The organism is Nitrospina sp. P1_D6 (genome assembly GCF_052156615.1).
Taxonomy (GTDB): domain Bacteria; phylum Nitrospinota; class Nitrospinia; order Nitrospinales; family Nitrospinaceae; genus Nitrospina.
This window is the reverse complement of sequence record NZ_JBQKUN010000002.1, coordinates 330,768-342,422: the sequence shown is the minus strand read 5'-3', so window position 1 is coordinate 342,422 and position 11,655 is coordinate 330,768. Positions and strand designations below refer to the sequence as shown.

Here is an 11,655-nt window from a genome sequence, read left to right as displayed (position 1 = left end):
AAACTGTATTCCTAATGCTCAGGCACGGTCTTTTAAAAATATTCATTTGTTCCCTTCTGGCGGTCTGGCCGGTGTTTTTACATAAAACACCCAATGCCTACAGCGAGGATACCGTTCCGCGCGAATACCTCCTGAAAACCAGTATCATCTTGAAGTTTTTTGAATTCATCCAGTGGCCGGAAGAAAAAATGATCCACAACAGTGAAACCGAGTTTGTCCTGTGCATGGTGGGGAGCAACCCTTTCGGGAACCTGTTCGATCTGGCTCAGAAGGAGGGGGTTTTTCGGAACAAACTAATCGTGAAAAACTTTTCCTCCGGCTCGCATTTGGACTCCTGTCACATGGTTTATATCGGTAAATCGGAGAATGAGAACCTGGAAGAGATGCTTCACCGCACAAAAGGCATGCCCATCCTGTTTATCGGAGACACCCCGGGTTTTTCCCGGCGCGGCGTGGGAATCAATTTTGTGATTATAAATAACAAGATCCGGTTTAAAATCAACCGAAGGGTTGTGGAAGACAGAAATATCAAGATCAGTTCGGAACTTCTAAACCTGGCCATCCTGGTCGATGAGTGACGGGTCATGAAAACTTTTGGTGATCTTTCCATAAAAAGCAAGCTGATCCTCATCCTGCTTACCATGACGCTGATTACCTTCGCCCTGTGCAGTTCCATTTTTCTCTACAACGACCTGAAGCTGTTTCGCAAGAGCCTGGTGAGGAACCTGGATATTCTGGCGCAGACGGTGGGTGCGAACAGCCGCGCCGCGGTTTATTTCGAAGACCCCAACGCGGCGGAAAATATTCTTTCTTCCCTGAAGGTCGACCCTCAAATTTTGTACGCGGTTCTGTACGATGCAGAAGGGAATTCGTTCGTCACCTACCGGCTGGATGAAAACGTCAAAATCTCGCCCCCCTCTTTTCCGGTCGATCAGGAAGGACAGGCATCGTATAACAACAGCCTGGAGCTGATCCGGCCGATCATGCTGAACGACAAAGTCGTAGGCAGGATTTACCTGAAGGCTCATCTGAAGGAATATGAAGAAGTTCTGTCCAACTACATTTTCCTGATTGGAGGCATTCTTTTCGTCACCGTTCTGGTATCGGTCGCCATTGCATTCAAACTTCAAAGCATCATTTCCAATCCCATTCTTTCCCTGGCGAACACAACCCTGCAGATTTCCCAGGAACCCGATTATTCCTTGAGGGTCACGCACCAGAACCAGGACGAGCTGGGAATGCTGTTCAATGGTTTTAACGAGATGGTGTCCCAGATTGAAAAGCGGGAGTCCGCGCTCTCCGCCGCCAACCGGAAATTGACGAACGAAATGCTGGAACGCCAGCGTTCCGAGGAGGCGTTGCGCGACAGTGAGGAGCGACTCAAACTGGCACTGGAGGCCATTACGGACGGTGTGTGGGACTGGGATGTGACCACCGGCGAGGTGTTCTTCAGTCCGGGGTGTTACTCCATGCTGGGTTATGAATCCGAAGGGTTTGCAGCCCACATTGAATCCTTCCGCAGTCTCCTGCATCCGGAGGACGTGGAGCTGGCTGTCGGCGCGACCAACGCTCATATGGAGGGCAAAACGCCTCTCTACGAGTACGAGAGCCGTTTGATTACGAAGTCGGGCTACCTTTTATGGACCCTGGTGCGGGGCAAAATCGTTGCGAGGGACAAGGAAGGGAATCCCACCCGGATTGTGGGCACGTTCCGGGACATTACCGAACGGAAGAAAAATGAAGAAGCGCTCAAGGTGTCCCGCGAGCAGATTCGAAAGCTGTACTCGCATGCGCAGAACCTGTTGGAAGAGGAGCGTAAACGGATCGCGAGGGAAGTGCATGATGAACTGGGCCAGACGTTGACCGCATTGAAGATCGACCTCACGAATGTCAACAGCGACCTTCCTCCGGACCAGAGGCCTATCAAGAACAAAATTAAGGAAATGTCCCATCTGGTCGATAGAACCATTGAAACGGTTCAACGCATCACCACGGAACTCAGGCCCCAGATCCTGGATATTTTCGGCATCAACGAGGCCATTGAATGGCAGGCTACGGAGTTTCAGAAGCGGACCGGTATATACTGTGAACTGATCATCGAGAACAACCTGACTGATTTGAACAAGGACTGCGCGACGACCATATACCGTATTTTCCAGGAAACGCTGACCAATGTCGCGCGGCATTCGGAAGCAACCAAAATCCAGGTCCATTTGTTCAATGAAGGCAACCAGCTTGTGCTGAGAGTCGAGGACAACGGGGCGGGGATCACAAAAAGCCAGATGGCCGACCCGAAATCATTTGGGTTGATCGGAATTCAGGAACGCGCCCTCCATTGGGGAGGCGAGGCCGTAATCAGCGGAGAAGAGGGAAAGGGAACGATCGTGCATGTTACAATCCCGATATACCATTATGAATAGTGCTGCTCGTGGAAAAATCCATGTTCTCATTGCAGACGACCATGGCATCGTCCGGAAGGGATTGATTCAGGTCCTGTCTAAAATGGAGGATATGATCGTGTGTGGGGAAGCGGAAAACGGCAACGAAGTTCTCGAACTGGTTAAAAATGTCAAAACCGATGTGGTGGTGATGGACATTGACATGCCGGAGAAAAGCGGTTGGGAAACCCTCGTTCAGCTGAAAAGCCAGACCCCCGAACTGCCCATCATCATTTTGAGCATTTATTCGGAGGATCACTATGCGCTCCGCTTCCTGCGCGCCGGCGCCTCCGGGTACCTGACCAAATCCAGTGCGCCGGAACTGCTGGTGGATGCCCTGCGGAAGGTCTCCGCCGGGGGCAAGTACATCAGCCCCAGCCTGGCGGAAAAACTGGCTTTCAACCTGGACGGCAGCTCGGACAAGCCGCCCCACGAGACGTTGACGGATCGGGAGTTCCAGGTATTTTGCCAGATCGCGGCGGGCAAGAAATTAAAGGAAATCGCCGATGAACTGGCGCTGGGGATCACCACCGTCAGCACGCACCGGGGAAACATCCTGGCGAAAATGGGAATGAAGAACAATGCGGATATCATCCAGTACGCCCTGAAAAACGGGATCATTTGATCCACCCGTCCACACCGAACCCGAACCCTCGTCCTGCCCGGGCACAATGCCGGATTTCAGCGCTGTTTCGCAGAAACCGGTGCCATTTATTCTGAACCCACTCCATCCGCCTTTGAATACGAATCGAGAAGCAGCAGGCTCCCCGGTTTTGCCGGCCTTACCGGAACAGGTGGGGTGAGGCGGCAATATCACTGATTTTCAGCGGATTGCATCGAGACCCTTTCCTCCCGGTTTTCCCCATAGTTACTCTGCCTCCGAATAAATACTAGTAAACCCTTTAAAATTACTAGATTGTTCCTCGCTTATTCTAAAAATCAATAGCAAGCCGGACGATTGTTCCCAACCCATCCAGACTATAAAATTCATAACATACGAAAAAGAGCGGCACGAACTGGCAGGCATTGGGTATCGGGCCGAGGAAGTCCATTACTCCTCTTTGTGAAAGAAAAGCATCATGACTCATGTTGAAACCAGACGGTCCACAGTATTGTTGATTGATGATTCGTTGGATTATTTGAAGCTCATGGTTGAGGTTTTGAAGAATGACTACGAAATTCAAGTCGCGGTCGATGGCAAGCAGGGGCTCCGGCTCGCCCAGTCGCACCGGCCTCCGGATTTGATTCTGCTGGACATCATGATGCCGGAGATGAACGGGTATGAAGTGTGCCGCCGTCTTAAAATGCACCCGGTTTCAAAAAATATTCCGGTGATATTTCTGTCAGCACTGCATGAGCTCAAGGATGTGGCCAGGGGGTTCGAGGTCGGGGCCCAGGATTACATCACCAAGCCGATCAGCATTCCCATCGTTCAGGCGCGTATCAAGACCCATCTGACACTTCACCGGCAGTCGCGCATTCTGGAGAATCTTCTTCGGGGGTTGTCCTGGGAACGGTCGAGGCACGGAAAAGAATATTCTGCCGCCACAATGGGATGACCAACCCGGGGAACGGGAAGATGTGCCTGCGTGGCGATACAATAAGAAAAGGCGTTTCCGAAAAAAGGCATTTGCAGGCACTCTCCTGAATTCTAAGCAGGCACATATAAATGATGAAAGACCCGGCGTCATTGCCGGGTTCACTCGCGGGACGGTAGACTTCTTCCCCTTCCTTCGAAGTCTGGAGCCTCCCAAACGGAAAGGGCCCTGTATCTTTTTCAAGGTGCGGGGCCTTTTTTGTTTGCCGAGCCCCTATCCGCTCCCGGGACCAGCCGGGTCCGCCTTCCACTCCGGAAATAATTGAAAACATTGTTTCAATTTGATGAGGGTCCGGTGGCCCGCAGGGCCATGTTTCCTACCTGTGAAAAGAAAATGACGTTGAAGGCCATTTTTGTGTAAAGGGCTTCAAAAGAATTCCCGATAAGTCTCGTAAGGCTTGGCCTCTACCCAAAAAAATCTGGTTAATGAATATACAACCCTTAAAAACGAAAAGGGAATGAACCATGTTCGCTTCCGAAACCCACAAACCCACCATACTGGTTATTGACGATTCGGCGGAAAACGTCCACCTCATGGTGGAAGTATTAAAGGAGCAATATAATGTGCAGGTCGCGACCAACGGAGAAGGGGGATTGCGTTTGGCGCAGTCTGAAAATCCGCCGGAACTGATTCTGCTCGACATCCTGATGCCCTGCATGGACGGTTACGAAGTATGCCGCAGACTGAAGTCCCACCCGGTTTCCAAAAACATTCCGGTCATTTTCCTGACCGCACTGAATGCGGTGCACAATGTAACGAAGGGATTTGAAGTGGGCGGGGTGGACTTCATCACCAAACCCATCAGCGTTCCCATCGTGATGGCCCGCGTCCAGACCCATCTTGCTTTGTACAATCAAAAGCGGCTGCTCGAAAACCTGGTCAGGGAAAAGACACGCGAACTGGAAAACACGCAGGACGTCACCATTGCCGGGCTGGCGACCCTCGCCGAGTACCGGGACAGTGAAACCGGCGGCCACATTTCACGCACTAAAAATTATGTCCGCCTCCTCGCACGGAATTTGCGCGACCTTCCCCGGTTTCGCGGTGAGTTGGACGACGAGGTGATCGATCTCCTTTATAAATCCGCTCCGTTGCACGACATCGGCAAGGTGGGTGTGCAGGACCGCATTCTGCGCAAGCCGGGCCGCTTGACTTATGACGAAACCCGGGAGATGGACAAGCACGTCGTGTACGGACGCGACGCCATTCTCGAAGCCGAAAGGCGGCTCGGCAAGGAAAACAACCGCTATTCGTTTCTGCGTTACGCCCGGGAAATCGCCTATTCCCACCACGAACGCTGGGATGGGACCGGCTATCCGGACAAATTGAAAGGGGACGAGATTCCGGTGTCGGCAAGATTGATGGCGGTTGCCGACGTGTACGATGCGTTGATCAGCAAGCGGGTTTACAAACCGCCCTTTTCCCACAAGCGCGCGGTGGAAGTGATCCTGGAAGGCAGGGGCACGCATTTCGACCCGGAGATGGTCGACGTGTTTGTGGACCTCGAATCCGATTTCATGCAGATCGCCCTCGATTACGCGGACCATCAGGAAGAGCTGGAAACCCTTCCCCTCTGTGCATGATCGGGGACACCTCTCCCAGCCACATCTGAAAACGGTGCGCGGGCGCGGTCGACCCTTCACCTGCGCCTGAATCCGAAGGCCGCTCCCTCCCGGTTAATGAATTGAATTCACCCCTTCGATTTTTTATGATGGAAGTACATGAATTCAATCCACCGGGGCCGCCCTCCATCCGGGGCGGCGATGAGGAAGCGTCATGGGCGTCGAGCTGAACCACACCATCATCTATGTGGCGGACAAAAAAAAATCCGCGCACTTCGTGGCGGACATTCTGGGCCTCGCCACTCCTGAAGTGTACGAGTCCTTCCTCATTGTCAAAACCAGCAACAACGTCAGCCTCGACTTTCTGCAGATCACCGATGCCATCGACACCCAGCACTACGCCTTTCTGGTGAACGAAAAGGAGTTCGACCAGATCTTCGGCCGCATTCAGGAACGCGGTTTGCCTTACTGGGCCGACCCCCAGCAGAAGAAGCTGGGAGAGATCAACCGCCGCGACGGCGGGCGCGGCGTGTACTTCGAGGAACCTTCCGGCCACCTGCTGGAAATCCTCACCCGGCCCTACGGCAGTGGGTGAGGCGTTCCTACCCGGCCCGTACCGGTGCCTACATTTTTTGTGTCCATCCTGACCTGCATGTAGACATAACCTTGCCGATTTTAGAATCCTGTCGAGCTTTTCGTTTTCTTTACTCTTTTGCAGTCAGGGGTCCCGCGCCCTCGTCCCCCTGTCCGGCCCGGCACTTTTCCCAATCCAAAACGCCAACAGTTTGAATGTGTTCCGGGCCCGGCACTTTGGGACGAAAAAAATTCCCGCATCCGTTCCGGAGCCTGCATGGCTTAGCTTCTCCGAAATAATGTGAAAAGCTGTTATTGCCTTGATTTACAGCCTGTAAAGACTTGTGTCGAGCCGCTTTTTGAAATTGCCTTCACCTGAAAACCCCTTTATCATTTTTATTGTCACAGAAGATCACGAAGGGCCTCTTTGGAAGGACTTGGAGAATGATTTTCCCAGCCATCACCCAGGAAACCCCGCCCCTTCAAGGCTCATTTTCTTATGGGCTTGTTGCTTTATCCTACCTGATTGCGGTATTTGCGGCCTACACCGCGCTTGATGTGATGAACCGCATCAAGAATGAAAAAGTTTCTTTTAAAAACTTTCTGGTCATCAGCAGTGCCGTTTGCATGGGTGGCGGCATCTGGTCGATGCACTTTATCGGCATGCTGGCATACAACCTTCCCATCCCGGTCTCTTACGACCCGTGGATCACCGCCCTTTCCCTGATTGCCGCCATCGTCGCCTCCGGTATTGGTATTTACATGGCGGTCAAAATGGAACGCATGGTCCAGAAAGTGGTTCTGGGCGGACTCATCATGGGTGCCGGAATCTGCGTCATGCATTACTCCGGCATGCACGCCATGACCCTGGAAGCCACCCAGCATTACAAGCTGGTCCCCTTTCTCCTTTCCGTTCTGATTGCCGTCGCCGCCTCCATGGCCGCCCTGTACATCGTTCTGAAAATCCGGCAAGACGGTCCCTTTAAGGGATGTGCTTGCAAGGTGGTGGCCTCCCTGATTATGGGACTGGCCGTGGCGGGCATGCACTACACCGGCATGTCCGCCTCGGTGTTTATTGCGGCCCCGGAACTGGGCCACGATTTGACCGTGGTCATCGACAAGGACAACCTGGCGTTGTCCGTGGTGCTGATGACCTTTTTCATTCTCACCATGGCGCTGTTCCTCGAGGAATATTCTTCCATCACGGTTTTGCCGATCGTGTTCTGTTTTTTCATGATCGTCATTGGCTGGGGCGGTTTCCAGCTGGTGGACCGCGAAAACAAAAACAACATCGCCAACCTGCTCACCACCAATCTGAAAATCAACGTGGAATCCATCCGTTCGCTGATCCAGCGCGAAATGCAGATGGTGAAATACTGGAGCCGGGATCCGCGCATTCAGAAGAACATCCAGTCCCTCGCCGAAAAGGTTTCAAACGGATTGCGTACGAAGAAGGAATTGATGGCTTCCGGGGAGCTCAACGATTTGCGAAGAATACTGGGCCCGTTCCACAAGAACCAGGACCACGTCGGGTTCGTGGTCATTCACCCTTCCGGGCTCACCATGGCGGCCCTGCTGGATGAACCGGTCGGCCAGTCCCTGTTGCAGGACAAGGAATTCGTCAAGGAGGCGTTGCGGGGCGAGGTGGTGTTTTCCTCCCCCTTCTGGGGCGAAGTGATGCTTCCGGACCTGGACGGGGTGGACCGTCAAAACCAGCCCACCATTTTCGCCGCTTCCCCGGTATTCAATGAACACGGGGAGACCATCGCCGTGCTGGGCTTCCGCCTGCGTCCGGTGAAGGCTTTCGGCAAATCGCTGGAAGTGTCTTTCTTTGGCGAATCGGGGGAGGCCTACGCGTTCAATTCCGAAGGGTACATGATCGGGGGAAGCCGGTTCCTCGGACATCTCAAGAGAATCGGGATGACCCAGCACCTTCCGAACCAGTCCACCATGAAAGTGCAGATCCGCAACCCCGGTGGAAACATCCTGCAAGGGCACCGTCCTTCGGTTCCACGCGACAAGCAGCCCTTCACCCGCATGGTCCAGAGCGCCCTGAAAGGGGAAGCCGGACTGGACGTGGACGGTTACCGGGATTACCGCGGCGTCCCGGTGGTGGGAGCCTGGACCTGGCTGCCTGAATACAATATCGGGATCACCACCGAAATGGACGTGGACGAGGCCTACCGGTCTTCCCGGACTTTGGAGAGGATTTTTGTCGCCCTTCTGTTCGTGTTGTTTTTTGCGGTGGTCGTGACACTGGTCTTGAAACGGCGGCAGGCCGAAACTGAAAAACGGCAGGCCGAGCTTCAGGAAAATGAAACCCGGGCGAGGGACGAAGCGGGAAAATACCGCCAGCTGTTCCTGGCTGAATCGGACACCATCCTGATTTGCGATGCCGAAACCAGGCAGATCCGGGACGTCAACCCGGCGGCGGAAAAACTGTACGGCTACACCCGGGACGAGTTGCTGAAATTGAGAGTGGACGACTTGTCCGACGATCCGGAAGGAACGGCGAGAACGTTCGGCGAATTGAGGGAAGGGCGCCTCACCGAAGTGGCGTTGCGGCACCACAAAAAGAAGGACGGCACGCAGTTTCCGATCGAGGTGATGGAAGGCCTCGTCTCCACGCAGGAAGGCCCGGTGGTGTTCAAGGTGATCCGGGACATCACCCGCCGCATGAAAGCCGCGGAAGACCTCCGCAAAAGCGAGGAGCGTTTTTCGCTGGTCATGGATGCCTCGCAGGACGGCATCTGGGACGATGACTGGACGACGGGATATTGTTATTTCAGTCCGCAGTGGCTGGCCATGCTGGGATACGAGCCCGATGAACTGCCCTATACGAACGCCACCTTTTACGACCGTATTCATCCCGAGGACCTGGAATGTTACGGGGAGTTGATCAAAAAACACCTGGAACAGTCCGACGATAACTTCGAATACGAACTGAGGTTGCTCCACAAGGACGGGAGATACCGCTGGATCCTGACTCGGGGGAAAACCGTCGAGCGGGATGAGCAGGGCCATCCCACACGCGCGGTGGGAACGCACACGGACATCACCGCACGCAAGGCCATAGAAGAGGAGCTGTTGCAGGCCCAGACGGATGCGGTTTCCGCCAACGAAGCCAAGAGCCGTTTCCTGGCCAACATGAGCCACGAAATCCGCACCCCCATGAACGCCATCCTGGGGCTGGCCCACCTGGCCCTGCAAAACGAGGTGCCTCCAAAATTGAAGGACTACCTGGAAAAAATCGAAAAGTCCGGCCAGAACCTGCTCGGCATCATCAACGACATCCTGGATTTCTCCAAGGTGGAAGCGGGCAAGCTGGACCTGGAGATGATTCCTTTCGATATTCATGAAACCCTGGAACAGATTTCCCAGCAGCAGACCTATTTTGCGGAGGAGTGCGCGACCGAACTGGTATTTTTCTGCTCCCCCGTGGTTCCCAACCGGTTGATCGGAGACCCCCTGCGGGTCGGCCAGGTGCTGACCAACCTCATCAGCAACGCAATCAAATTCACCAGCAAGGGCACCGTAGCGGTGTATGCGGATTTGGTGGAGAGTCCCAATAACAGGAAGAACCGGGTTGAATTGAAGATTACGGTTCAGGATACGGGCATCGGCATGACCGAGGACCAGGTGCAGGGGGTGTTCGGGGCGTTCACGCAGGCGGACGCGTCCACCACCCGGAGGTTCGGGGGCACCGGGCTGGGGTTGGCCATCACCCGGCAGCTGGTGGAACTGATGCGCGGACGCATCCATGTGGAAAGTGAACCGGGCCGAGGTACGACGTTCACCGTGGTTCTGCCCTTCGAGTGCGAGCAGGAAGAACTGGAAAGAGCCAGAAGCCAGTCCGGTGGAATGCAGAACCGGGCCCTCGTGATCGAGAGCAATCCGGTTTCCGCCAAAATGCTGGAAGGGATGTTGAGGTCCGTTTCCTTTGACACCGATTACGCTTCGAATTTGGAAAGCGGCGAACGGTTATTGAAACAGGCCGGAACGGAGAAGCCTTATCATTTTGTCCTTCTGGATATGGGCCTGGTGCAATCCGACTGGGATGAGGTTTGCCGGCGGCTGAAAGCAACCAACCCGCAATCCGGACACCTGAAAATAGTCCTCGTGGCTCCGCAGGAGGAATTCCTGCACCTGGTGACCGTGGAAGGGGCATCCATCGACGGGTTGCTGGTGAAACCCATACGGCTGTCGCAGTTGTTCGACCTGGTCACCAACCTCTTCCACGGCAAGGACGCCCACGTGATGCGAAGGGCTTCCCGCAAGCCGGAAAGCGTATTCGATTCCACCTCGTTCCAGGGCCGCCGGGTGCTGGTGGCGGAAGACAACGAAATCAACCAGGAGGTGGTGGAGGAGTTGTTGCAGAAAGTCGGTTTCGAGGTCACCCTGGTGGGCGATGGAAAAGCGGCGGTCGACCGGCTGTCCTCCGAAGAGTTCGACGTGGTGCTCATGGACCTGCAGATGCCGGTGATGGACGGGTTCGAGGCGGCGCGGCAGATCCGTCTGGACACAAAGTTCGAGAGCCTGCCGGTGATTGCGCTGACGGCGAACGCGATGGCGGGGGACCGCGAACGCACGGCGGAGGCGGGCATGAACGACCATGTCACCAAGCCCATCGATCCGGAAGCCATGTACAAAACGTTGAGCCGGTGGATAGAAAACCCCGCCCTCGCTGAATCCGAAAAGCCTGCGGAGCCTCCCCCGGCGGAAGAAAAAACCGCCGGACCTCGGGTGGAGAATATGCGCAAAGACGCCGTCGAGACTTCCGGCAACGGTTTCCCCGACATTCCGGGCCTCAACGTGGAAATCGGTTTGAAACGGATGGGAGGCAACCGGGATCGGTACCGGAAAATCCTCACCAGCTTTTATGAGAACCATGCGGGAGACGGGGAGAAGATTCGGTCCGCGTTCGAAAAAAACGACACGCAGGGTTTGCGCATGACGGTGCACACCCTCAAGGGTGTGGCGGGCAACGTGGGCGCCGATGCATTGTTCGAGCAGGCGGAAATGCTGGAGCAGGCCTTGAGGGCGGGCAATGGGAAGGACCATGAAAACCAGTTGCAGGAGTTCCTGAATTCCCTGGAGGAGGTCATGGACCCGCTCGGCGAATGGAAAGGGATGGACAAGCCGGTTCGCGAACCGTTGATTCCGCTGTCTTCACGAAACTCCATGTGCGATGAGCAGGCGGGAATCCTGTTGCAAAACCTCCAGTCCCTCTTGGAAGAAAGCGACAGCCGGGCCACGGTCCGAGTCGCCGCGCTCCGGGGCTACCTGGAAGGGTCTCCCCTGCACGACGATTGGAAACGTCTCAAGAAATGCATCGAAGTGTACCAGTTTGATGAAGCGTTGCAGCTTTTGCAGAAAATCACCTGGCAAAGAAAGCGGCAGTGCCAGAAGGCCGGGGTGGCATCGCGGTGATCCCGGTCGGCGCGGGCCGTCAACAAATAAAGAAATACCGGACGGAATCATTGG

At 54.8% G+C, this 11,655-nt stretch carries 7 protein-coding genes; all 7 read left to right on the top strand.

Features of this window, described 5'->3' with window-relative positions:
- Nucleotides 1-14: 14 nt before the first annotated feature.
- Nucleotides 15-578, top strand: a complete 564-nt coding sequence (locus tag ACTRXA_RS05175; RefSeq protein WP_442426139.1) for a YfiR family protein — start codon at nucleotides 15-17, stop codon at nucleotides 576-578.
- A gap of 6 nt (nucleotides 579-584) precedes the next feature.
- Nucleotides 585-2,420, top strand: a complete 1,836-nt coding sequence (locus tag ACTRXA_RS05170; RefSeq protein ID WP_442426138.1) for a CHASE sensor domain-containing protein — start codon at nucleotides 585-587, stop codon at nucleotides 2,418-2,420.
- A complete protein-coding gene (locus tag ACTRXA_RS05165; RefSeq protein WP_005006327.1) occupies nucleotides 2,413-3,063 on the top strand; it encodes a response regulator in 651 nt (216 codons plus the stop codon). The genes ACTRXA_RS05170 and ACTRXA_RS05165 overlap by 8 nt, the downstream gene beginning before the upstream one ends.
- A gap of 454 nt (nucleotides 3,064-3,517) precedes the next feature.
- Nucleotides 3,518-3,997, top strand: a complete 480-nt coding sequence (locus tag ACTRXA_RS05160; protein ID WP_442426137.1) for a response regulator — start codon at nucleotides 3,518-3,520, stop codon at nucleotides 3,995-3,997.
- A 503-nt stretch (nucleotides 3,998-4,500) separates the two neighbouring features.
- Nucleotides 4,501-5,619 (top strand): HD domain-containing phosphohydrolase, encoded by a 1,119-nt coding sequence (locus tag ACTRXA_RS05155; RefSeq protein ID WP_442426136.1) that lies wholly within the window; start codon nucleotides 4,501-4,503, stop codon nucleotides 5,617-5,619.
- A gap of 193 nt (nucleotides 5,620-5,812) precedes the next feature.
- Nucleotides 5,813-6,193, top strand: coding sequence for a VOC family protein (locus tag ACTRXA_RS05150; protein WP_442426135.1), 381 nt, complete (start codon nucleotides 5,813-5,815; stop codon nucleotides 6,191-6,193).
- 422 nt (nucleotides 6,194-6,615) lie between these two features.
- On the top strand, nucleotides 6,616-11,601 hold the full coding sequence (locus tag ACTRXA_RS05145) for an MHYT domain-containing protein (protein WP_442426134.1): 4,986 nt from the start codon (nucleotides 6,616-6,618) through the stop codon (nucleotides 11,599-11,601).
- Nucleotides 11,602-11,655 lie beyond the last annotated feature (54 nt).

Excerpts from the sequence above, each read along its gene's own strand:
- ACTRXA_RS05175 (WP_442426139.1), top strand. The coding sequence starts at position 15 with ATGCTCAGGCACGGTCTTTTAAAAATATTCATTTGTTCCCTTCTGGCG.
- ACTRXA_RS05170 (WP_442426138.1), top strand. The coding sequence starts at position 585 with ATGAAAACTTTTGGTGATCTTTCCATAAAAAGCAAGCTGATCCTCATC.
- ACTRXA_RS05165 (WP_005006327.1), top strand. The coding sequence starts at position 2,413 with ATGAATAGTGCTGCTCGTGGAAAAATCCATGTTCTCATTGCAGACGAC.
- ACTRXA_RS05160 (WP_442426137.1), top strand. The coding sequence starts at position 3,518 with ATGACTCATGTTGAAACCAGACGGTCCACAGTATTGTTGATTGATGAT.
- ACTRXA_RS05155 (WP_442426136.1), top strand. The coding sequence starts at position 4,501 with ATGTTCGCTTCCGAAACCCACAAACCCACCATACTGGTTATTGACGAT.
- ACTRXA_RS05150 (WP_442426135.1), top strand. The coding sequence starts at position 5,813 with ATGGGCGTCGAGCTGAACCACACCATCATCTATGTGGCGGACAAAAAA.
- ACTRXA_RS05145 (WP_442426134.1), top strand. The coding sequence starts at position 6,616 with ATGATTTTCCCAGCCATCACCCAGGAAACCCCGCCCCTTCAAGGCTCA.